The 23,239-nt window shown below is 55.4% G+C and carries 21 protein-coding genes, 1 pseudogene and 1 riboswitch; of the genes and pseudogenes, 10 read left to right on the top strand and 12 right to left on the bottom strand.

Annotation, left to right across the window (positions count from 1 at the left end; all coding sequences use genetic code 11):
- Nucleotides 1-53: 53 nt before the first annotated feature.
- Nucleotides 54-782 (bottom strand): annotated as a pseudogene (locus SIB88_RS09605) (methionine ABC transporter ATP-binding protein); the annotation flags it as partial.
- A gap of 65 nt (nt 783-847) precedes the next feature.
- Nucleotides 848-925: riboswitch (SAM riboswitch) on the bottom strand.
- A 180-nt stretch (nt 926-1,105) separates the two neighbouring features.
- On the opposite strand from SIB88_RS09605, the gene SIB88_RS09600 reads away from it, so the two are divergent.
- The 3 genes from SIB88_RS09600 to SIB88_RS09590 are packed head-to-tail and all read left to right on the top strand — an operon-like array spanning nt 1,106 to nt 5,008.
- Complete coding sequence (locus SIB88_RS09600) at nt 1,106-2,023, top strand: hypothetical protein (RefSeq protein WP_412557938.1); 918 nt, start codon at nt 1,106-1,108, stop codon at nt 2,021-2,023.
- A complete protein-coding gene (locus SIB88_RS09595; protein ID WP_412557937.1) occupies nt 2,024-4,351 on the top strand; it encodes a protein-arginine deiminase family protein in 2,328 nt (775 codons plus the stop codon). It abuts the gene before it with no gap.
- Between the two features lie 30 nt (nt 4,352-4,381).
- The gene (locus tag SIB88_RS09590; RefSeq protein ID WP_412557936.1) at nt 4,382-5,008 is read left to right on the top strand and encodes a hypothetical protein; all 627 of its coding nucleotides are present in this window, start codon (nt 4,382-4,384) and stop codon (nt 5,006-5,008) included.
- Nucleotides 5,009-5,014: 6 nt separating this feature from the next.
- Here SIB88_RS09590 and SIB88_RS09585 read toward each other — a convergent pair whose 3' ends face one another.
- Together SIB88_RS09585 and SIB88_RS09580 are read right to left on the bottom strand one after the other, a co-directional pair.
- Nucleotides 5,015-5,470: a DNA polymerase III subunit chi gene (locus tag SIB88_RS09585; protein WP_068518225.1), complete on the bottom strand. Its 456-nt coding sequence runs from the start codon at nt 5,468-5,470 to the stop codon at nt 5,015-5,017.
- A gap of 81 nt (nt 5,471-5,551) precedes the next feature.
- Nucleotides 5,552-7,021: a leucyl aminopeptidase gene (locus SIB88_RS09580; RefSeq protein WP_068518304.1), complete on the bottom strand. Its 1,470-nt coding sequence runs from the start codon at nt 7,019-7,021 to the stop codon at nt 5,552-5,554.
- 243 nt (nt 7,022-7,264) lie between these two features.
- On the opposite strand from SIB88_RS09580, the gene SIB88_RS09575 reads away from it, so the two are divergent.
- Nucleotides 7,265-8,497, top strand: coding sequence for an NnrS family protein (locus tag SIB88_RS09575; RefSeq protein WP_412557935.1), 1,233 nt, complete (start codon nt 7,265-7,267; stop codon nt 8,495-8,497).
- A gap of 11 nt (nt 8,498-8,508) precedes the next feature.
- Here SIB88_RS09575 and SIB88_RS09570 read toward each other — a convergent pair whose 3' ends face one another.
- The 3 genes from SIB88_RS09570 to amrS all read right to left on the bottom strand — a co-directional run bounded on the left by SIB88_RS09570 (nt 8,509) and on the right by amrS (nt 10,582).
- Nucleotides 8,509-8,979: an N-acetyltransferase family protein gene (locus SIB88_RS09570; RefSeq protein ID WP_412557934.1), complete on the bottom strand. Its 471-nt coding sequence runs from the start codon at nt 8,977-8,979 to the stop codon at nt 8,509-8,511.
- A gap of 78 nt (nt 8,980-9,057) precedes the next feature.
- On the bottom strand, nt 9,058-9,462 hold the full coding sequence (locus tag SIB88_RS09565) for a cupin domain-containing protein (protein ID WP_101247971.1): 405 nt from the start codon (nt 9,460-9,462) through the stop codon (nt 9,058-9,060).
- A 22-nt stretch (nt 9,463-9,484) separates the two neighbouring features.
- Nucleotides 9,485-10,582 (bottom strand): AmmeMemoRadiSam system radical SAM enzyme, encoded by a 1,098-nt coding sequence (gene amrS / locus SIB88_RS09560; RefSeq protein ID WP_412557933.1) that lies wholly within the window; start codon nt 10,580-10,582, stop codon nt 9,485-9,487.
- 120 nt (nt 10,583-10,702) lie between these two features.
- Here amrS and SIB88_RS09555 point away from each other — a divergent pair, with 120 nt between their 5' ends.
- From SIB88_RS09555 to SIB88_RS09530, 6 genes are all read left to right on the top strand, one after another.
- Nucleotides 10,703-11,209 (top strand): hypothetical protein, encoded by a 507-nt coding sequence (locus SIB88_RS09555; protein ID WP_412557932.1) that lies wholly within the window; start codon nt 10,703-10,705, stop codon nt 11,207-11,209.
- Entirely contained in the window at nt 11,206-12,675 is a 1,470-nt protein-coding gene (amrB, locus tag SIB88_RS09550; protein WP_412557931.1) for an AmmeMemoRadiSam system protein B, read from the top strand. Before SIB88_RS09555 ends, amrB begins: the two co-directional genes overlap by 4 nt.
- Before the next feature lie 89 nt (nt 12,676-12,764).
- On the top strand, nt 12,765-13,052 hold the full coding sequence (locus SIB88_RS09545; RefSeq protein ID WP_412557930.1) for a DUF2750 domain-containing protein: 288 nt from the start codon (nt 12,765-12,767) through the stop codon (nt 13,050-13,052).
- 97 nt (nt 13,053-13,149) lie between these two features.
- Nucleotides 13,150-13,965, top strand: a complete 816-nt coding sequence (cysQ, locus tag SIB88_RS09540; protein WP_101247966.1) for a 3'(2'),5'-bisphosphate nucleotidase CysQ — start codon at nt 13,150-13,152, stop codon at nt 13,963-13,965.
- 438 nt (nt 13,966-14,403) lie between these two features.
- Nucleotides 14,404-15,399 carry an L-threonylcarbamoyladenylate synthase gene (locus tag SIB88_RS09535; protein ID WP_412557929.1) on the top strand — a complete coding sequence of 332 codons (996 nt, stop codon included), beginning with the start codon at nt 14,404-14,406 and terminating at the stop codon, nt 15,397-15,399.
- A gap of 20 nt (nt 15,400-15,419) precedes the next feature.
- Entirely contained in the window at nt 15,420-16,832 is a 1,413-nt protein-coding gene (locus tag SIB88_RS09530; RefSeq protein WP_412557928.1) for an FAD-binding oxidoreductase, read from the top strand.
- Nucleotides 16,833-16,929: 97 nt separating this feature from the next.
- Here SIB88_RS09530 and SIB88_RS09525 read toward each other — a convergent pair whose 3' ends face one another.
- The 6 genes from SIB88_RS09525 to SIB88_RS09500 form a co-directional block, all read right to left on the bottom strand.
- Nucleotides 16,930-17,784, bottom strand: coding sequence for a 5'-nucleotidase, lipoprotein e(P4) family (locus SIB88_RS09525; protein WP_068518234.1), 855 nt, complete (start codon nt 17,782-17,784; stop codon nt 16,930-16,932).
- A 173-nt stretch (nt 17,785-17,957) separates the two neighbouring features.
- Nucleotides 17,958-18,272 carry an acylphosphatase gene (locus tag SIB88_RS09520; RefSeq protein WP_068518235.1) on the bottom strand — a complete coding sequence of 105 codons (315 nt, stop codon included), beginning with the start codon at nt 18,270-18,272 and terminating at the stop codon, nt 17,958-17,960.
- A 27-nt stretch (nt 18,273-18,299) separates the two neighbouring features.
- Complete coding sequence (locus SIB88_RS09515; RefSeq protein WP_068518306.1) at nt 18,300-18,659, bottom strand: DUF1244 domain-containing protein; 360 nt, start codon at nt 18,657-18,659, stop codon at nt 18,300-18,302.
- A 16-nt stretch (nt 18,660-18,675) separates the two neighbouring features.
- Complete coding sequence (locus tag SIB88_RS09510) at nt 18,676-19,410, bottom strand: HAD family hydrolase (protein WP_068518236.1); 735 nt, start codon at nt 19,408-19,410, stop codon at nt 18,676-18,678.
- A gap of 236 nt (nt 19,411-19,646) precedes the next feature.
- Nucleotides 19,647-21,647: an acetyl-CoA carboxylase biotin carboxylase subunit gene (gene accC, locus SIB88_RS09505; RefSeq protein WP_412557927.1), complete on the bottom strand. Its 2,001-nt coding sequence runs from the start codon at nt 21,645-21,647 to the stop codon at nt 19,647-19,649.
- A gap of 30 nt (nt 21,648-21,677) precedes the next feature.
- Nucleotides 21,678-23,210, bottom strand: coding sequence for an acyl-CoA carboxylase subunit beta (locus SIB88_RS09500; RefSeq protein WP_068518238.1), 1,533 nt, complete (start codon nt 23,208-23,210; stop codon nt 21,678-21,680).
- Nucleotides 23,211-23,239: the final 29 nt, after the last annotated feature.

Here is a 23,239-nt window from a genome sequence, read left to right as displayed (position 1 = left end):
CCGTTGGATTGGTCGCTGGATTGACCGGCGCGAAATTCGACAAATTCATCGGCCAGAAGCGATTTGGTGGTGTCATGGGCCGGGTTGGCAAAGATGCCGTCAACCAGTCCTTCTTCGACAATCACCCCGCCATCCATCACCGCCACACGATCACAGAGCGCCTTGACCACCGCCATTTCATGGGTGATCACCACCATGGTCAGACCAAGGCGTTTGTTGATGTCCTTAAGCAGATTAAGGATCTGACGGGTGGTTTCCGGATCCAGGGCCGAGGTGACCTCGTCACACAGCAAAACCTTCGGGCTTGATGACAGCGCGCGTGCAATGCCGACGCGCTGTTTCTGGCCACCGGACAGTTCGGCTGGATAACGGTCACGCTTTTCCTCAAGCCCGACCAGCGGCAACAGCGGATCGACGGCTGCGGCAATCTCGGCCTTGCTGGCACCGGCCAGTTCAAGCGGCAATGCGATATTGTCATAGACCGTGCGCGACGACAGAAGATTGAAGTGCTGAAACACCATGCCCAGCTGACGCCGAAACAGCGGCAGGTCACGGTTGGAAAGCTTGGTAACGTCGGTGCCATCCACAATCACCGAACCCGAAGTCGGCGTTTCAAGCAGGTTGATGCAACGGATCAGGGTGGATTTCCCGGCACCGGAACGGCCAATGACACCAACAATCTCGCCGGCTGCGATATCAAGATCGATACCGCGCAGCGCCGTATGTTCGTCACTGCCACGTCGTGCAGGATAAGTCTTCTGGACGTTCGAGAGCCTGATCATGGACCTCAACCTTTCCGTAGATACAAAAAAACCGCCGCGGCTTCACCGAGGCGGTCGTACATACGGAGCATATACGCCCTCTCGCTTTAGCCGCATTTTTATCGCGCCCGCAAGCTGAGGAGCAAATCGGCGCGTTCGATGTAACCTGTGTACCCCACTGAACGCAGTTCATCAATGGCAATGATCATGCATTTTACGCATGGCTTTTATGATCGGCAAATATACAACACTAAAATTTTGTTTAAATAACCTCGCCGCCACGGCATCACAAATGCCCGCTTCCCTCGTCTAGTTCTGGTCAACATCAATGCGGGATTGGACAGATGGCCTATGCCGACCGGATCAGTGACCTTGCCAGAACCCTGGCGCAATACCCGACCGTGGTAACGGTAACGGGCAACAAGGTTGATGTACGCACCAAGGCACAGCTTTCAACACTGTCCTCGGAAACAGCGTCGCTGCAAAAGCTCGCCGCCGAAGGGGACACTGCCCTTGTCAGTGGCAAATGCCCGGATGCCGCCAACCTGTCATCGCGCCTGCAATCCGGCGCCGGTCAAATCGCAGCCACCCTGTCTGCCTTTGGCGCACAGGATGCAGAACGCCTGAAATCCATGAGCATCTTCAGCAAACAGAAATTCGATGCCAGCGCCACGTCACGCTATCAGGCAGAGAAACGCTTTGCCGATGAAGTCAACAGCCTGCTGACCCAGGAAGCACAGGCGGTCGCGAAGTTGGAAAGTGGCACCAAGCCAGCTCCCACACCGCAGCCCGATCCAAAACCCCAGCCCCAACCAACCCCACAACCAACACCAAAGCCGGAACCGACGCCCACACCGACACCCGGCCTTGAACCTGTCCCAGAACCTGCACTTCAAACAGTAATCGATGAGGTGCCGGGATATTTGCGCACATCAGTGCCAATGTCGGTCGCGCAATACGATGACGCTGAGCTTGCGAGCAAAGCCGCTGTGGCGACGAAGGCCGCGTTGACACTCGGCGTCAAGACGGGACAGGGCATTCTTGATTATTGCGAAATCTATTTCAAAGACGGGCCGGACATATTCGACCAGTCAAAAGCGCCTGCATGGGCTTCTGAAATACTTGCCGACACATCACTGGGGACGGTGGATGACCGGCTCGCCATCCTGTTGAATGCAAGCATCGCCCAGCGCCTGTCAGCCGAAAGCGACATTTCATCGCCCATGCAATCTGAAGACACTGCTCCCGGGAAGGAGGGCTAAATGGCACGATATTCACTTCGCCTGACGGCACCGGATGGCAACTATCCATTCAATATTGTTCGCGTCACCCTTACCCGGAACGGTGGCCAATCTGTCTGGAACGCGACCTTTACACCTTTGGCACGCACCCTGGACCGCGCTTTTGATCTCGACAATGGCAATTGGGTTTTGAAGGTTTCAGGTGCCGGATTTATCCCGGTTGAAGAAGCTTTCCAGGTAACAGGTCCGGATATAAACAAGGCAGTTTCACTGGCCGTAGCCTATTTCACGCTTCACACTGATCGGGATCGTGACGGTGTTGTTGACCCCGATGCGGGCCCCATAAATCGGTCAAATCCGCCTGCCATTACATTTGGCACAGCAGGCGTTGGCGCAATCATCCCGGTTAATTGCAATTCTGATGGGTCAAACACGGCCCCCGGCTATGCGGACAATCAGGATAAGAATGTGAATGGTAACAATGACCGTGACCATGACATTGCCCATATGCAGATCAAGCTTGTCCGGGTTGGGGCAAATGATCCAATCTCGCCTGACTGGAAACTTCGGCTCAGCCTGAAAAACAACGGCATTGGAACCGCGCCACCACAGCAGCATTTCCGCGTTTTCAACGGGATTGCAAACAACAGCACAGAAATTCTTGGTCCTGAAACTGATTTCGAGACAGAGATCAAAGCCAATACACTTGGCGCAACCAAGTCTTATGGCATTGAAGCCGTGCGCTTTGCCGGAAACGGATTTCGCAGAGGGGACGGGCATATAGCCCTTGAAGTCATTCAGCCCGAAGTGACGGGGCCCTCTGTTCGCAGTTACTGGTTCTCGGAAAAGATTGTTGCGGCACGCTGGATTGGCAATCATCACCTCCAGACACCGACAGACCTGTATGTCGCCGATGCTGGAAATCTAGCTTTTCGCACTGCGCTTGGTGCAGTTGCTCTCGCGGACGGCGTTGCAGTAAACCTCGCCGACCCGGAAAATGCCACCCCGACTGGCGTCCCATATCTGGACGTCAACACCTGGCGGGACGACCCTGACAGTCCACTGGCAAATGATGATGACAGATGGTTGAGAGACACAATTGTATCGGGCCATACCGCATGGCCTGGCAATAACGGCGCGGTCGAGGAAAAGCAGGTCTTCATGAAGACATTCCGTCTACGACCGCTTCAGAACTGGGTTTATGAAACGCTGCTTAGTGCGAGTGTAGGGGTAACCTACCCGGCTGCCGGCAGCAGAAATGACCACTTAAATGATGGCAACTCCGGCGGCAATATCGGCGTAACCCCGCCTGTCAAGAAAACCACAAACGCGGGAACGACCGAGTATCTTTATGGTCGCATCTACTATGGTGACAACGTCTACAGCCGGGTGAATTTTAGCACCCGCGCCTTTTTCGATGCCCAGAACATGCAAGCAGCCATAGCACTCGATACCGACTGGCTGTCCGTCGGGCACGTCGATGAAATGATGACGTTCGTGCCATATGCTGCCGGAGCAAATGCATTCAAGAAATGGAAACTTCTGATTGCCAGTCCCAAGGCTGCCTACGACCTTATGACAACCAACCAGGGAGCGCACGGTGCGGCAAAGGTCATGCAACGCCCGGCCTGGAACACTGGAACAAGCACATTTGGCTATACCAATCTGCGCATCGGAGGGACCAGTGTTGCCTGCACCATCAATGATTTGTTGGGCAACGGCAATGCACCATTGGCAAACCCGGATGGAAGCGGCGCATACACCTATGCGCAATTGCGAAACTGGAATTTAAACGGCATCGAACAGGTCATCGGCCGTAATGTCAGGCTGCTTAAAGATGCCTTTGACCTTGATGATAGCGATATCATCCGCGTACCTGTGATTTTTTATCCCTGTCACCAAATTGACGAAAATCGCCCAACCCTTATTAATGACTTTATCAGTTGGCGCGTTGGGGGCGATGACCATGGTTTCAACGTCTTTCCTGGCAAGAATAACGGGTTCCGGACTGGCGCACTGACAGCCGATATGCCCAACATGTTTGTCGGCAACAATCGCCTTTATGTGCCCAAGCCCTTTGGTCCGTGGATCGAAGCACCGGGACATGACATGGCAGCCGCGCGAGACGAAGACAAAAACGGCTATGACCTGTTTGAACAGGATTTGAAAACCAAGCTCGCCACAGCCGGGGTTACGCATACATGCGTCTTCATTGATGACTGGAACGACTATCATGTCGCGCATGGTGAAATTCATTGCGGCACCAACGAACTGCGCACACCTTATGATGGCCAGACTGCATTTGGTGCTGCGCGCTACGAAGATTGGTGGACGGCAGTTGATGCCTGACCCTTCGGATATCCAAAAAGGATTTCAGAAATGACTGCCCAAAGCGACTATCAACAAGCACTAAAGCAAATAGCTGATTTGGCGACAGCACAGGCGTCAAGGGTTTCCGGTTTTCCGCATGCCAATTCCGTCAGTCAGATATTATATTCCTTTGGTGGGACAATTGCGGGGCCACTGATCGATGACCTTAAGGCGGGTGCCTGGAAGAAATGGCAAAGTTGGCAACTCGCTGGCAGTCTAAGTTACCTTTCGTCCTATGGCACGTCGGCTGCGGTTGCACCGCTGCGTGACATCGAAAAAAACTACAATGACAGCGTCATTCAGGATCAGGCAAAGGATCTTGCCGATCTACTGGCGACACTTGATGTGGCTGTATCGGAAGCACGCAAACTGCAAGACGTGCAGAACGCGATTTCATCTGGCGACAAGGACAGGATGGCCAGAGAAATGTTGCTGGCACTAGCGCAGCTTGACCCTGACTGGCCCAAACGCGCAGCCACCATCCAGAGCAGCCTATTTGATCTTGCAGATGACAGCTTTCCCGCAATCAATGAGCTTGCCTCAGGCGCGCTGAGCAAAGATGACGTCTCTAAGGCACTTGTCGAAATTCTGTTTCCCGGCCCCTCAGACAGCTCATCTTCAAAAGCCAAATCCTGACCTGAGCTAACTTTCAGCCTTCTTCTCCCACGCGCCTTGCGGGGATTGCTGCCAGTAGGAAAGCTTGTGACCGGCGTCTTTCCAGTCTTTCCAGCGGGTGCGGGCCTCGGCCACCGCGTCGTGGTCACGGTCATCAAACAGCATGATGACGCGTTCGTAATCGGCGACCTTGTCGCTCATCGCACGGTCGGTCAGAAACAGGAACTGGGCGCCATTGGGGTTTTCATCATCCGTCGTCAGCCAGACCGGCTGCATTTCCGGATCGCCATCGGATTTGGACCCGTGCGGGAGCCAGCTTGCCGGATCATAGGTCCATAGAAGCGTGTTGATCGCGTCAATGCGCTGTTCATTACCCGTCATCACCACAGCACGTTTTTCCCGCTCCAATGTTTTGGACAGCAGGGTCGGCAAGGCACGTTCCAGCGGCAAGCTGGTGAGATGATAGAACCAGATATCAGCCATAGCCAATTCAGTAGCGCGAAAGCAAAAACGGGGCAAGATGATCATCACCCTGCCCCGCATAAATCACATCACGAAACGTGATCAGTTTTCGTAGTTATCAGCCACAAAGCGATCAAGCAGGCGCACGCCAAAGCCGGTACCGCCTTTGGGTACGACTTCCTTGTCGGCGGTCGACCATGCCATTGCCGCGATATCAAGATGCGCCCACGGGCGGTCCTTGGTGATAAAGCGTTTGAGGAACTGGGCCGCGGTGATCGACCCGGCCGGGCGACCGCCAACGTTTTTCATATCGGCAATGTCGGATTTAAGCTGCTTGTCATAGGCCGGTGACAGCGGCAGACGCCACACACCTTCATCAACGGCAAGACCGGCCGTTGTGATCTGGGCAGCCAGATCGTCATTATTGGAAAACAGACCGGCATTTTCATGACCAAGGGCAATGATCACCGCCCCGGTCAGGGTCGCCAGATCAACGATCAGACGCGGATCGTATTTTTCCTGCACATAGGTCAGCGCATCACACAGAACCAGACGGCCTTCGGCATCGGTATTGATGACTTCAATCGTCTGACCCGACATCGAGGTCACAACATCACCCGGACGCTGCGCGGTCGAAGACGGCATGTTTTCAACCAGACCAAGAACCGCAACCACGTTGCATTTCGCCTTGCGACCAGCCAGAGCCTTCATCAGACCGGAAACGACACCGGCACCGCCCATGTCCCATTTCATGTCTTCCATGCCCGCCGCCGGTTTAAGCGAAATACCGCCGGTATCAAAGGTCACGCCCTTGCCGACAAAGGCAATCGGTGCGTCTTTTTTCTTGCCACCGTTCCAGCGCATGACAACCATGGCCGGTTTTTTGGCCGACCCCATGGCAACGCCCAGAAGCGCACCCATGCCGAGCTTTTTCATTTCCTTTTCATCAAGGACGTCAATCTCGACACCGAGCTTTTCAAGTGCGGAGACTTCCTTGGCAAAGGTTTCCGGATAAAGAACGTTGGCCGGCTCAGACACAAGATCACGGGTGAAGAACACGCCTTCGACGACCTTTTTGGCGCTGTCGAACTGTTTCTTGGCGTCCTTGTGGTCGCGGGTGGCAATATCGAACGCCTTAAGAACCGGCTTGTCTTCCTTGGTTTCGGTGGTGCGGTATTTATCGAAGCGATAATCACGCAGCATGGCACCGGTTGCAAAATCACAAGCCAGGTTTTCCATATCAAACAGAACGGTAAGTTCCTTTTCCCCGGTCGCCAGGGCGCGCGCCGTAACCGACCCGCCAAGCTTCTGGGCTGCGATCACGTCAAATTCGGCTTCCTTGCCAATCCCGAAAATGATCACGCGCGACAGATCGACATTTGCCGGTGCAAGGATCTGGAGGCTTTGCCCCGACTTGCCCTTGAAGGTCGACGACTTGATCGCCTTGGTGATCGATCCACCGGTTGCTTCATCAAGCGCAACCGCACTTGGCATCAGATCAGCCCCCTCAGTCGCAAAGGCAATAACGGCACCGCTGGACGGAATGGCGAGATCGGAAAACGTGATCTTCATGGTGAACAGGACTCCTGTCATGTTTCGGGGCGCGCGGCCCTTTCAAAAGCAGCCGCGTTGAAATTCTGCCCCTAATCTAGCGTGAATAACGCGCTTGAAAAGCCTTATCATCGAAAAACACAGGGTTTTCACGTAAGAGCAACCTGTTGCCCCCGTGATTTGGCATGCGTCAAAATTGCGCAACGTCAAAGACAGCATTTCAAACACCGCTATGATCGCCCCATTACATCCAGGAGGCCGATCATGCCCGCCAAGCCAGCCCCGATTTCGATCACCGAACCGGCCGCCCGTTCCCACCCGTTCTGGAGCGGGGCGTTTCGCCCGCTTTTTCTGTTGGCCGGGATCCTTGCGCTTGTTGCCGTCGTCTGGTGGGTGGCGGGCTATGTCCACGGAATTGCGGTGCCAAGCCTTGGCACGCCATCCTTCTGGCACGCCCATGAAATGATATTCGGATTTGGCGGGGCGGCGATTGGCGGGTTTTTATTGACCGCGATTGCCAACTGGACGGGACGACCACCCGTTGCCGGGTCGATGTTAATGGCCCTTACATCAACATGGATTTTGGGGCGTTTTGCTATTGGCTTTGCCGAAAACCTGCCGCCGCTTGCCGTGATTGTCGGGGCATTGGCCTATTTTGTGTTTCTGATTGCGTTGGGGGCGCGTGAGCTGATTGCGGCGCGTAACCTTAAGAACATGCGGGTTCTGGCGGTGATTGGCATCATCGCGCTGTTTGACGGGCTGTTTGTTGCATCCTGCCTTGATGTCATCGCCCTTGATCCGGTGATGCTTTATCAAACGGCGATCCTGACGATCATTTTGCTGATTGCGCTGATTGGCGGGCGGGTGATCCCGGCCTTTACGCGCAACTGGATGCAACGCGAACAGATTTCGGCGCCCCTGCCCGTCCTGTTTGGCCGGTTTGACATGGTGTGTCTGGCAAGTATCGCACTGGCCATTATCACCGTAATCATCACGCCTGATGCGGCCCTGCCCGGTTATGTGTTGTTGATGGCAGGCGTGCTGCATGGCGTACGCCTGATGCGCTGGCGCGGGGTTCACACTTGGCGCGAACCGATTGTTGCCATGCTGCATCTTGGCTATTTCTGGGTGCCGGTCGGATTGGGACTTTTGGGGGCATCGATGATCTGGCCCGATGCCATCGGATCGCGCGATGCCTTGCACGGACTTACCGGCGGGGCGATGGCCTGCATGATCATTGCGATTGCCGGGCGGGCCGCCCTTGGCCATACGGGGCGGGAATTGCGCGCAAGCCTGATACTTAATGCCGCCTTTGGCCTGATCTGGTTTTCAACCCTGTTTCGGATAGTGGCCGGGCAAAGCAATGCGCATTATGTCACCATTCTTGCCATTGCGACCCTGATGTGGGTTGGCGGGTGGCTGGCTTTCCTGATTGGCTATGGTCCTGTTCTGCTGGGACCGTCGCAAAAGAAAACAGGCGGCATTCCGGTGCGTTAAGCAATCGCACCCTAAAAATCAAACAGCGATAACGACGGGTTGGATTTGATATATTCCACATCGCCGTTATCGATATCACCGGTGCAGTGCCAGCCATGCATTTCATAAAAACCGTGCGCACGGTTTTTCGGGTCCGCGCCGGTGGTCAGTGAAATGTCATTGCATCCCTTTGCAAACAGCCATTCCTCGGCCGTGCGCAGCAAGGCCGCACCAACGCCGCGCCCTTCGAAATCGGGATCAACAAACAGCGCCCAAAGCGTCGCCTCCGCCGGGATGGCGATGGCAAAACCGGCTGCTGATCCATCTAGATCGGCAATCCACATGCCATACCCGTCGGCAAGCCATTTGCCAAAAGCCGCCTTGGTGACGCCGCGTTCGGCAAGCTCGGTCGCGGAAAGATGGTTTTCGCGCACACGGCTTCGAATGGCAAAAATGGCGCCGACATCGCCCAAACGTGCTTTTCGAATTTTGATGCCAGCCATGCAGCACTTCCAGATGCGTTAAAACCGCGCGCACTTTAGCCAAGCCGACGAATTACGCTACTAAAAACGTCATGATTGTCAGGCGCCGGTGCCAAGGTAATCTTCGTCACTGACCGGCTCCAACCAGTCAACCGGCGATCCGTTCAGTTTTTCCTGAATGGCAATATGGGTCATGGCCGTTTCGGGCCCGGCACCATGCCAGTGCTTTTCGCCGGGTTCGAACCAAACGATATCACCGGGGCGGATTTCCTCGACCGGGCCGCCTTCGCGCTGTGCCCGGCCAACCCCGGCCGTAACGATAATGGTCTGGCCTAGCGGATGGGTGTGCCATGTGGTGCGTGCACCGGGCTCAAACGTCACATTGGCCGCTGCCACCCGTGCCGGATCGGCAGCACTTATAATCGGTTCGATCCGTACCCGTCCGGTGAAATACTCCGGCGATCCGGTGGTCGAGGCTTGCGATCCTGCGCGCTTGATATCCATGACGTTCCTGCCTTTTTGCCTATCACGTTGTTGAAAGAAGTTTCACCGGCTGGCGCTTTGGCCCCCAGGCTCCCGGGTTGGCCTGAAACACGCCGGCGCAATGGGTGCCGCAAGTCTTGCAAGCCCCGTGAGCATCAAGGTTCCAGTCTGATAACTGATACCAGTCCCGCCCGATCAGGATATCGCCACAGCCATGGCAAAAGGTGCTGCTATGGGATTTGTCATGAACGTTGCCGACATAGGCATAGCGAATGCCGTTTTGCATGGCGATCTTGCGTGCGCGCACCAGTGTTTCGGGCGGGGTACGCGGCGTATCCATCATTTTCCAGTCGGGATGAAAGGCCGAAAAATGCATCGGCACATCCGGGCCAAGTTCGGACTGCACCCAGCCGGTCATTTCATCAAACTCCGCATCCCCGTCATTCTCGCCGGGAATAACCAGATTGGTCAGCTCAAACCACACCCCGGTTTCCTGTTTGAGGTATTTAAGCGTTTCAAGAACATCATCCAGATGGGCGGAACAAAGCTGATGATAAAAGCGGTCGGTAAAACCCTTAAGGTCGACATTGGCGGCATCCATGTGGCGGAAAAATTCCTCGCGCGCCTGATCGCCAATATAGCCCGCCGTCACCGCCACCGTGCGCAATCCCATTTCCCGGCAGGCTTGTGCGACATCCACCGCATATTCAAGGAAAATCACCGGATCGTTATAGGTAAAGGCCACGGACGAACAACCATATGCCTTGGCCGTTTTGGCAATCATTTCCGGGGTCGCCAGCGATGAAAGCTTGTCCATCTGGCGGGCTTTGGAAATCTCGTAATTCTGGCAGAACTTGCAGGTCAGATTACAGCCCGCCGTACCGAATGACAGGATCGGGGTGCCGGGCAAAAAGTGATTGAGCGGCTTTTTCTCGATCGGATCAATGCAAAAGCCCGATGACCGCCCCCAGGTGGTCAGAACCATCTCATCGCCTTCGCGGGCCCGGACAAAACACAAGCCCCGCTGCCCGTCATTGAGCTTGCAAAAGCGCGGGCAAACATCGCACTGAATACGCCCATCATCCAGATGGTGCCAGTAGCGGGCGGGAACGGTATCGACCTGCAGGGTGGTCATGTTCATGGCGCGGGCTTTCTTTTGGCAAAGCTTCCTCTTTGAAAATCTAGTCCTGATCGCTATCTTTTTCAAAAGGTCGCTGAGAAATCTCCTGCTGTAATGAGCATCTAACTTTAGGACAACGCATTGGATATTTTAGAACACTTCCTTTCCCGTGCTCCTCACAAAGTTTGGCTGGCCAGCTGTGAAATTAGAAAGTTACGCGATAGAGATAAGCTTCTCGAAATTTCCGAGCACTTGAAAAAAATTAGAAAGGAGACAAAAAACGTCTTTAAGAACAGTGGCCCTGGCTTGTTGTCTAATGATTACCACCTGAACTTTGCATTGAAGAAACTGAGCTTCATTAGAGAGACTGAGGCTTGCCAATGCGAACTTTACCCAAGCAACATGTTTTTCAATCCAAACAAAGAAGCGGAGGAAGGATTCGTAGTCATAACTGATAAAATGGAAGACGCCCAAAACTGGTCCGCGGACTATAGATGCGAATGCACAATTTGTGGGAATAAATTCAGCATCCAACAGGGAGAATATCACTACACTTGGTACCATTGGACCAATTTGAGTCCAAATGTTCCGAACCACTCTGAAACATCGCTTCAAAGGGCTTTCAGGTACATCAGAGAAAAGCTATGAGCATTATTCGCCCCCCTGCCGTTGCCGGAACTTTTTATCCTGCTGATACTGATATCCTGCGCAGCGAGATTGACGGGCTGATTGATGCTGCCTTGCATGCCGATGCCGCGCAAAACAAAGCCATCCCCAAGGCGATCATTGTTCCGCATGCTGGTTTGATGTTTTCGGGAAGTCTTGCCGCCCTTGGCTTTGCCACGGTGCGCGCCCTTAAGGGGCAGATAAAGCGCATTCTGATCATTGGCCCGGCGCATCGCATGGCGTTTCAGGGCATTGCACTGGCCAAGGCCGATGGTTTTGCCACCCCGCTTGGCACGATGCGCTGTGATCTTTTGGCCCTGCAAACCGCCCTGTCGCTGCCACAGGTTCAGATGCTTGATGATGCGCACAAGCTTGAACACGGGCTTGAGATCGAATTGCCGTTTATTCAGCGCCTGTTTGGCGAAAATACCGATATCGGGATTGTGCCGCTTCTGGTCAGCCGGTGCAGCCCGCGCCAGGTCAATGAAGTGATTGAAAAGCTGTGGGGTGGACCGGAAACCCTGATTGTCATTTCATCGGACCTGTCACATTTCCATGATTATGACACCGCCCGGCGCATGGATGGCAATACGCGCAAAATGATCGAGACTTTCGATGCGGAAAATATCGGAAGCGATGATGCCTGTGGCGCGCTTCCGGTGGCCGGGATGTTGCTGTCGGCACGAATGCGCAAAATGCGGATCGAAACATTGGGCATGCGCAATTCCGGTGATGTCACGGGGGATAAATCCCGTGTGGTCGGCTATGGCGCCTGGGCACTTTATGAAGAAAGCAGCCAGCCGATGACCACACCAGACAACAGCGAAGACAATTTCGCCAAGGCGACAGAGGATCTGATCAAGGCCCATGGCCCGGCCATGCTTGATCTGTGCCGCAAATCGATCCTGCACGGGCTTGAAACCGGCGCACCATTGCATGTATCGCCGGGCGAAGTCTCACCGGCCCTTGCCGCACCGGGGGCATGTTTTGTGACGCTGAAGAAATCCGGGCAATTGCGTGGCTGCATCGGGTCGATCATTGCACACACCGATCTTGCCACCGATCTGTGTGAAAACGCGTTCAAGGCAGCGTTTCATGATCCGCGCTTTACCGGTCTTACTCAGGACGAGATCAATGATGATCTTGAACTTTCGATCTCGGTCCTGTCGCCGCCCCACCCGTTTCCGTTCAAAAGCCAGGACGATCTGATTGCCAGACTGACACCGTTTGAAGACGGCATCATCCTGTCGGATGGCAATCGGCGGGGGCTGTTCCTGCCACAGGTTTGGGATCAGTTGCCCGATCCCGGGGATTTTGTCGCCCACCTGAAACGCAAGGCCGGATTGCCGATGGATTACTGGTCAGACAGCCTGCAAGCCCAGCGGTTTATCACGCGCGGCATCGCAGGCCGTGATGTGACGCCAAGCGATTTCTGGCGCGATGCCTGATATGTCGAGCAAGCAGGCACGCGATCAAAGATATGACGACTTTCTAGAACTTGCTGCGAAATGGGAAGGCTTCTGGGGCCTTTATCATCATGGCTGGCTGCTTCATACCAGTAACGGGCAAACATTGCCCGGTCTTTGCCAGCCGCGAGGATGCGCAAAGCTGGGGGGCCAGCATCCAGACAAATCATATTCCTGTGCCCATCACCCTGATTGATGCCATTGAACATATCGTACCCGATTGGCGGGAAAACGGGGTGATGGCCGGTGTTTCGCCCACACCCGCCCTTGCGCCGGTTATGGTCGCGCCGGGTGATCTAAGCGCGGATTTGCTGGGCGCGCTCAAGACAGCGATGGCAAAACAGTTTGGCCGGACATAGGTTAAATTGCCAGGCATGCCAAACGCGGGCTGGACCTTGGGCGTAAAATTCCCTATCCCCATCAATCATCATTTTCACGCCAACGAACGAGACAGCAATGACCATTGCCCTGCCTGCCAGCGCAGATGCGCTTGAAAACGGATTGATCGAGATCGCGCGCAAAGCCGGTGCGGCGATGATGGAAATCTATAAAACCGATTTCGAAGTCCGTTCCAAGGATGATGCATCCCCGGTCACCGAAGCCGACGAAGCGGCCGAGGCCGTGATCCTGCCGGGTCTGCGCGCCCTTACACCGGATGTCAAAATCGTGTCCGAAGAATCTGCGGCCAAGGGCGATGTTCCCGATGTGAATGGCGAGACCGATTTTTTCTGGCTGGTTGATCCGCTTGATGGCACCAAGGAATTCATCAAGCGCAATGGCGAATTTACGGTCAATGTCGCGCTGATCGCCAAGGGCCAGCCGGTTCTGGGCGTGGTCTATGCCCCGGCGATTGAAAAGCTGTATTACGGTGGCCCGGATGGCGCGAAACTGATCGAAGGCGATGCCGCCCCGGTCACGACCAACATCACCGTGCGCGACATGCCCGAGGACGGCGTGGTTGTCGTCGGTTCGCGTTCACATGGCGATCCCGAAGCCATGAAGGCATTTTTGGGCGATCTTCCGGTCAAGGAACTGCGCCCGGCGGGCAGTTCGCTTAAACTTTGCCTTGTCGCCGCGGGCGAAGCCGATCTTTATCCGCGTCTGGGCCCGACCATGGAATGGGATATCGGTGCCGGTCATGCGGTTCTGGCGGCGGCCGGCGGGGTTGTTGAAAATATGGACGGTTCCCGATTCCTTTACGGAAAAGGCGAATTTCGCAACCCGTTCTTCATCGCCCGCAGCCCGTCAGTACCGGTAAAATACCAGGACTGATTTACTGCGCAGCACAGATATTTGCGAATTCATTCGTATGATCAGCGGCTTGTCATTTGTGCATTGCACCCGTGACAGGCCGCTTTGATTTTGAACAGCTCAAAGCCACCCCTGTCCCGCAGTTTTGTTGACTTTTGCGCCATTTCGCAGTATACAGAATTTATCGCCACACAGAGTGTAGGTGACGTAAATAGCCGCCGGAATCACGGCGACGCGGTCCAGTTTCACCACCGCGGGGCGAAATTGGGCTAGAGCGTAAATTGGAGCCGCCATTTCATGGCGGCTCTGCGCTGTTTGGGGCCAAGTTTGGGGCCAAATTCATCCTTGATATGCAGTTCTTTTTTAGCTGTCATCGCACGGTAACGGGGCGTTCTTCCTTGTCATTGGCCATGATCGTAGCTAGGTATCTGAGTAGATTGTCTTTTCACGGATACTTGCATGTCACCCGCATTGACCATTCGACCCTATTCCGAAGGTGCCCTTAGCCAGGCTGCCGCGAAACTGCGCGCGGGCGAATTGGTGGCCTTTCCGACCGAGACGGTCTATGGGCTGGGTGCCGATGCCACAAATGCCGATGCGGTTGCCGGTATCTATGCCGCCAAGCAACGACCAAGCTTCAATCCCCTGATCAGCCATTTTCCAGATCGGGATGCCGCCGCCAAACATGCCGTCTTTGATGAACGTGCCGACGAGCTGGCCGAAACATTCTGGCCCGGTGCGCTGACACTTGTTTTGCCGCGCCAGACTGACAGTGATGTGTGCGAGCTGGTAACGGCGGGCCTGCCCAGCATTGCGGTGCGCGTTCCCGCCCACCCGATGGCACGCCAGTTGTTGCGCGCGGTCGGTCGCCCGATTGCCGCCCCGTCTGCCAACCGGTCCGGGCGCATCAGCCCGACCACGGCCGGTCATGTTGCCCATTCGCTGGGGAACGCGATTGGTATGATCCTTGATGGCGGGCCATGCGGGGTCGGACTTGAAAGCACGGTCATTGATCTGACCACGGACCGGGTGGTGATGTTGCGTCCCGGCGGGATTACCAGAGAGCAGGTTGCGGAAATTCTTGGCTGTGACGTGGTGATGGCCGAAACCGATGATACAGCCCCCAAAAGTCCGGGCATGCTGACCAGCCATTATGCGCCGGGCCTGCCGGTGCGTCTGGATGCCACCACCGCCAATCCCGCCAAATATGGCAATGAAATCCTGCTGGCATATGGTGATTGCAACACCAAGGGATTTGATGCGGTTTTGTGGCTTTCGAAAAGCGGCGATGACCGCGAAGCTGCGGCCAATCTGTTTGCCAAACTGCATGAAGCCGATCAGCCGCGTTTTGACGGCATTGCGATTGCGCCGATCCCCGAAACCGGGCTTGGACTTGCGATCAATGACCGGATGAAACGGGCAGCGGCCCCGCGCACCCCCCATCCATCCCCCTGACCGGAAAGCTGAAAGCTGCCATGTCCCATCTGCCAGACGGCGTGATTGATGAATTGCAAACCCTGCTGGGTCCCAAGGGGATCAGCACGGACGCCGACATTCTGGGATCCCACAATGCCGAGGCCCGGGGCAAATTTGAAGGCAAGGCCGAAATCATCCTGTTTCCGGCCAGCACCGAAGAAGTCGCAAAATCCGTTGCGATCTGTGCGGCACATGATATCGCCATTGTGCCGCAAGGCGGCAATACCGGGCGCTGTGGCGGGGCAGTTGCCGGCCCGCGACAGGTTTTGCTTAATCTCAAACGCATGAACCGCATCATCGAAATTGATGATCGCGATTTCACCGCGACGGTCGAAGCCGGTGCGATCCTGCAAACCATTCAGGACGCCTGTGCCAAACATGATCTTCTTTTCCCGCTGTCACTTGGGGCGGAGGGCACCTGCCAGATTGGTGGCAACCTTGCGACCAATGCCGGTGGTTTGAATGTCATCCGCTATGGCAATGCGCGCGAATTGTGTCTTGGCCTTGAGGTTGTTCTGCCTGATGGCAGTATCTGGAACGGGCTTTCCAAACTGCGCAAGGACAATACCGGTTATGACCTGCGTGATCTGTTTATCGGGGCGGAAGGCACGCTTGGCATCATTACCAAGGCCACATTAAAGCTGTTTGCACAGCCCCAACATGTTGCCACCGCCTGGCTTGCCGTACCGTCACCGGCCTGCGCGATTGATCTTTTGGCACTGGCACGCCGCCATACCGGCGACGGCATTGCCGCGTTCGAGCTGATCAGCGGCTTTGCCCATGATATGTCGGTCACTTACCTTAAGGGGCTGACACGTCCGCTTGCCACGCAAACCGACTGGCATGTTCTGATCGAACTGACGTCATCACGCCCCAATGATGATTTGCAGACGCTTCTGGTTGATCTTTTAAGCAATGCGGTTGAAATCGGTCTGGCAACAGACGCCACCATCGCCCAGTCGGAAAAGCAACGGGCCAATTTGTGGGCCATCCGCGAAGGCATCCCCGAGGCACAGGGGTTCGAAGGCGGATCGATCAAGCATGATGTGTCGGTTCCGGTGTCGAAGGTGCCTGATCTTCTCGATCGCGGTATCGCAGCCGCATCGGCATTGATCCCGGGCATTCGCCCCTGCCCGTTCGGGCATGTCGGCGATGGCAATATCCATTTCAATTTCAGCCAGCCTGTCCAGATGGAGAAATCCGACTATCTGGCCCGGTGGGAAAGCCTCAACAGCGTCATTCATGACATCGTTGCCGATCTTGGCGGATCGATCAGCGCCGAACACGGCATCGGGCAGCTTAAACGTGACGAGCTTGCGCGCTATGCCAGTGCCGAGAAAATGAAACTGCTGCATGCGATCAAGGATGCGATCGATCCGGATCATCGCCTGAACCCCGGCAAGATCGTCTGAACGGTCTTCTTCCCCCCATCCAACCGGCCTTATAACCGGTCATGCAAAAAGGGCGCCCGATCAGGCGCCCTTTCATCGTCATCAAGCTGATTTGGGCTTATTCGCCCGGGCCTGCCCACGGATCCATCGCATTGAGCTTGTCCTGACGGCGTTCGCCGCCGGATTTGCCCCAGTCACCACCAAAGGCCGCCGATTCCCACGAACCGTAGCTCGGATTTGGCAGCATGAACCAGCGTTCACCCCAATAGGTCGCGTATTTGTCCATGACGGCAAGACGTTCATCAATGGTGCCATCGATATCGTCGGTGAAGTCACCAAAGTTGTCGCCAAACATCATGATGACACGGTAATCATCGGCAACTGCCTGACGGCGCGGTGCCTTTGCCGAACCCCAGGTTTCGATCTCGCCGCGCAGCATCACGTGCTTTTCATCGGCATAGGGGAAACCGTATTTCTTGAGGTTTTCGATGGTCGGGGCTTCTTCCGGTGCCTTGCGGTTTGACACATAGAAGACTTCAACACCCTTGGCAGCAGCCGCCTTGGTGAATTCCAGCGCACCCGGGGTCGGGGTTGAAACCATGTCATGAACGAATTTCGCCCAGGTCTTGGAGCTGTAATAGGTGTTTTCCGTTACAACCCATGCCTGATATTTCGAGTTGTCCAGAACCGTTTCATCAACGTCAAGGATCACGGCCGGCGGTTTGGCCATATAGTTGCCGTCCTGCTCAAGGGCGGCGGTCCAGCTGTGATCGCCAATAGCAGCGTCCAGCAGACGGGTCGCACCGGCATAGACCGACATGGCGGTCGTTTTGTATTCGACCGAGGTCTGAAGCCAAAGCGTTCCGTTCAAACCGTCATTCTGTGCCGGTTCCTGCGCCTGCGCGCCAACCGCGCAAAAGGCGGTGGTCGCAACAATGGCAGCCACACCGAATGATTTCGCGATAAAGGTCATTTGTATTCTCCCTGTTGATTTCCCGACCAAATGGATGCTGACCATACAGACAGGATGCCGCTAGAATGCCATCGCACTGCATCAAAGAAAAAGCCTTTTTCGGCGATTGCACCGAAAAAGGCTGATTAAGTTATTTTGACAATAGCGCCACGTGACCGCAGGGCGATGCGGTGTCAGGCGGTTGGCCGTTTTTCAAAACCGGTGAACCCGTCTTCCAGGGCGGGTTCTTCGTGAATGCGGTCAACACGGGCATGAAGCGGCCCTTCGTGACAGGCCCCAATCATCGATTGCACGCGGTCCACCGGCCCGCAAAAGACCGCCTCGACCGTGCCATCGGTGCGATTGCGCACCCAGCCGGTCAGGCCGCGCTTGCGGGCTTCTTCAACGGTCCAGGCCCGATACCATACCCCCTGCACCCGGCCTTCGATCCGGGCGTGAACGGATATGTTGCCTTTGCCGGTGGCTGGATCGGGGCGTGTATCGGTCATGGTCGCACTCCTTCCCCCGGACGCAGGTTACTTTGCACCGGGGATTTTGGCATGCAGATGGGCGGTATCGACGAATTTCTGTTTCTGTTCGTCGGTTGCCGGGGCCTGATGGTTATCTTTCCATTCGTCATAGGTCATGCCATAGACGACTTCGCGCGCACCGTCATAATCCATTGCCACACCGCGTTCACGGGCCGCGGCAAGATACCATTTCGACAGGCAGTTGCGGCAGAACCCGGCAAGGTTCATCAGATCGATATTCTGAACGTCCTTGCGGTCCTGAAGATGCTTCACAAGCCCGCGAAAGGCCGCGGCTTCGAGTTCCAGTTTGGTTTGCGGATCAAGATCGGCTGCCGGGCCATTGGCCAGAACGGCCGCCGTCGACATTTCAGAACCGGCACAATCAGACATGTTCCATGCTCCCAGCAGTGCGGTGTTGTTCAAGTTGTTCAATCATGGCCGGAACATCAGCAATGCTTTCGGCGGTCACGACATTCTGGTTTTCAATTTCGGTCTGATCGACCATTTCATGAACCCAGGTGATTTCATAGGGAATGTGGATCGCAGACCCGCCACACGCAAGCACCGGCAGGATATCGGATTTCATCGAATTGCCGATCATGATCGCGTCTTCGGGCTCCACGCCATAGCGGCCAAAGATATTGCGATAGGTCAGCGGGTCCTTTTCCGAGACAATCTCGATCCCGTCAAACAGGTCTTCGAACCCGGACCGGTCGATCTTGAGCTGCTGGGCGATCAGATCCCCCTTGGTGATCAGGACCACCTTGTATTTCGGATCATGGGCATAGCGTTTAAGCACATCTTCGGCGCCATCAATGATGCGGGTCGGCGCGCGCAGCATGGATTTGCCGATTTCGGCCAGCTTGTGGATGTCTTCGGCACTGATCTTGCGGTCGGAAAGTTCGATCGCGGTTTCGATCATCGACAGGGTAAAGCCGGTAACGCCATAGCCATAGATTGAAAGATTGGCCAGTTCGGCCTGATAGAGCCGGTCATCAACCTGATCGGCCGGGACATAATGGCTTAGCATTTCACGCAGCTGCACATGGGCTTCGCGGAAAAGTGGCTCGTTGTGCCACAGGGTATCGTCGCCATCAAAAGCAATCAGCTTGTACATATTCACGCCTCGTTTCTTGTTATTGGATGGCCGTATTCATCGGGAAGTACAGCCTCGATTTGCGACCATATGGCAGTGCAAACCCGGCGTAAAGCCCCGTTGTCTGTATTTAATATGCGTGATCGCCTTGCGAAAGGGGTTGAAAAAGCAAGCGGTTGAACAGGTTAAAAGAAAAGGCGCCAGCGATTTGATCGCCAGCGCCTTGTGCGGATATCACCCTTGAGGGATCGGGTGATCTATTCGTCTTTTTCGAACTCGATGATGATGGCATCGACCGACAGGTTTGCGCCCTGTTCGGCATGGATTTTTTTGACCACACCTTTGCTTTCGGCTTTCAGCACGTTTTCCATTTTCATAGCTTCAAGGATGCAAAGTTCCTCGCCCGGCTGGACGGTCTGGCCTTCGGTCACGGAGACCTTGACCAGAAGTCCCGGCATCGGTGATTGCAGGAAGTTTGACATGTCTGGCGGGGCTTTGAACGGCATCAGTTTCTGAAGTTCTGCCACGCGGGGCAGAAGAACCTTGAAGCTGCGCTGCACCCCGTTTGACGACAGTCGGAAGCCAACACCTTCGATATCGATCTGCACACAAACCGGCGCGCCGTCGATTTCACCGACAAACATCGGATCACCGATTTTCCAGTCCGACACCACGCCATAGCTGCGATCACCAATGGCAACAATGTAATCGCCATTAACACCATCAAACTCGATATCAAACGGGGTGTGGTCATCGCCACTTACCGCGACCCAGCTTTCGGCGACCTTGATCGGATGGTCGCTGACCTGTCCGGTGATGCCGGAATTGCGTTCGGCATAACGCTGATTAAGGTATGCCGCCACAACAACAAGCGTTGCCGGGTCTTCATTGGGAAGATCATCGGCCGAAAAGCCGTCCGGATATTCTTCGGCAATGAAGTTGGTGGTGATATTGCCATCCTGGAAGCGTTTGTTGGCCATGACGGCAGCCAGGAACGGGATATTGTGCGAAATGCCGCGAATGTAATAGGCATCAAGGGCTGCGCGCATTTCCCCAATCGCCTGATCACGATTTTCGCCATAGGTGATCAGCTTGGCGACCATCGGGTCGTAATACATCGAAATTTCGCCGCCTTCATAGACGCCGGTATCAACACGCACCGTCGCACTTTCGGCAGGCGGCTGATATTTCACCAGACGCCCGGTGGAGGGCAGGAATTCACGAAACGGGTCTTCGGCATAGACGCGTGTTTCCATCGCCCAGCCGGTCAATGTTACGTCATCCTGTTTAAGGGTGAGTTCCTGACCATCGGCGATCCTGATCATCCATTCGACAAGATCCTGACCGGTGACAAGTTCGGTCACCGGATGTTCGACCTGAAGACGGGTGTTCATTTCAAGGAAGTAGAAATTCTTGTCCTTATCGACAATGAATTCCACCGTCCCGGCCGAGCAATAATCCACCGCGCGCGCCAGGGCCACAGCCTGTTCACCCATGGCCTTGCGGGTTGCCGGATCGATAAAGGGTGACGGGGCTTCTTCGACGACTTTCTGATGGCGGCGCTGAATGGAACATTCACGTTCGCCAAGATAGATCGCATTGCCGTGCTTGTCGGCCAGCACCTGAATTTCGATATGGCGCGGTTCTTCGACGAATTTTTCAACGAAAACGCGGTCATCGCCAAACGAGCTTGCGGCTTCGGAGGTTGCACGTTCGAACCCTTCGCGGCATTCAGCGTCATTGCGCGCAATGCGCATGCCCTTGCCGCCACCGCCCGCCGATGCTTTCAGCATCACCGGATAGCCGATTTCATTGGCGATCTTGATCGCTTCATCAGTGTCCTTGATGACCCCCATATAGCCCGGAACGGTCGAAACCCCGGCGTCCGCAGCAATTTTCTTGGAGGTAATCTTGTCACCCATGGCGGCAATCGCGCCGTTCGGCGGGCCGATAAAGGCGATATTGGCGGCATCAAGCGCCTTGGCAAAGGCCTGGTTTTCCGAAAGGAAGCCATAGCCCGGATGAACGGCCTCTGCCCCGGTGGATTTGCAGGCCGCGATGATCTTATCAATGATCAGATAGGACTGGTTGCTCGGTGCCGGGCCGATATGCACGGCCTCGTCGGCCATCTGCACATGCAGGGCGGCTTTATCCGCATCGGAATAAACCGCAACGGTTTTGATGCCCATTTTGCGGGCTGACTTGATCACACGGCAGGCGATTTCACCGCGGTTGGCAATCAGGATTTTGCTAAACATTCTTTCTGTCTCCCAATTTGTCTTGGCGGCTTACAACGGAATGTTGCCGTGTTTCTTTTCCGGGTTCTTGATGTCCTTGTTGCGCAACATGCCAAGCGCCTTGCACACACGGCGACGGGTCCCGTGCGGCATGATGACATCGTCAATGAACCCCTTGCGACCAGCGACAAACGGGTTGGCAAATTTTTCGCGATATTCTTCGGTGCGGGCTTCGATCTTGGCCGGGTCGTTCATGTCGGAGCGGAAAATGATTTCCACCGCCCCCTTTGGCCCCATCACCGCGATTTCGGCGGTTGGCCAGGCATAGTTGACATCACCGCGCAGATGCTTGGACGCCATAACGTCATAAGCACCGCCATAGGCCTTGCGCGTGATCACGGTGACCTTGGGCACCGTTGCCTCGGCATAGGCATAAAGAAGCTTGGCGCCATGTTTGATGATCCCGCCATATTCCTGTGCGGTGCCCGGCATGAAGCCCGGAACATCAACAAGGGTGACAATCGGAATGTTATAGGCATCGCAGAACCGCACAAAGCGCGCGGCCTTTTTCGAACTGTCGATATCAAGGCACCCGGCCAGAACCATCGGCTGGTTGGCGACCACGCCAACGGTGCGGCCATCCATGCGTGCCATGCCGATGATGATGTTTTTGGCGTAGTCGGGCTGAATTTCAAAGAAGTCGCCTTCATCGACGATCTTTGTAATCAGCTCCTTCATGTCATAGGGCATGTTGGGGTTTTCAGGCACAAGCGTATCAAGCGAGAAATCATCACGCGTGATCGGGTCCTCGCACAGATGGGCGGGCGGGTCTTCCTTGTTACAAAGCGGCAGGAAATCCATGAAACGACGGGTCTGCAACAGCAGGTCCACATCATTGTCAAAGGCAAGATCGGCAACACCGGAAATCTGGGTATGGGTCGATGCCCCGCCCAGCTGTTCGTGGGTGACTTCTTCGTGGGTCACGGTTTTGACCACATCGGGCCCGGTCACGAACATATAGGAGCTGTCCTTGACCATGAAGATAAAGTCGGTCATGGCCGGGCTATAGACCGCCCCACCGGCACATGGCCCCATGATCAGCGAAATCTGCGGAATGACGCCCGATGCCTCGACATTGCGCTGAAACACATCGGCATAGCCGGCAAGACTTTCGACCCCTTCCTGAATACGGGCACCGCCCGAATCATTCAGGCCGATGACCGGTGCGCCGACCTTCATTGCCTGATCCATGATCTTGCCGATCTTGCGTGCATGCGCGCCCGAAAGCGCCCCGCCAAACACGGTGAAATCCTGTGAAAACACAAAGACAAGACGACCATTGATCGTGCCATGCCCGGTCACAACACCGTCGCCCGGGATGCGGTTTTCGGTCATGCCGAAATCCACACAATCATGTTCGACAAACATATCCCATTCTTCGAAGGAACCTTCGTCAAGCAGCACATCAAGACGTTCACGCGCGGTGAGCTTGCCTTTGGCGTGCTGATTATCAATGCGGCGCTGGCCACCGCCCATGGCGGCTTCGGCGCGTTTCGCTTCGAGCTTGGCGACGATATCTTGCATTTGTGTTTTCCTTGCTGTGATCAGGCGTT

This window comes from Thalassospira sp. MIT121401 (genome assembly GCF_047125595.1).
Classification (GTDB): Bacteria; Pseudomonadota; Alphaproteobacteria; order Rhodospirillales; family Thalassospiraceae; genus Thalassospira; species Thalassospira povalilytica.
This window is presented reverse-complemented; position numbering and strand designations above follow the sequence as displayed.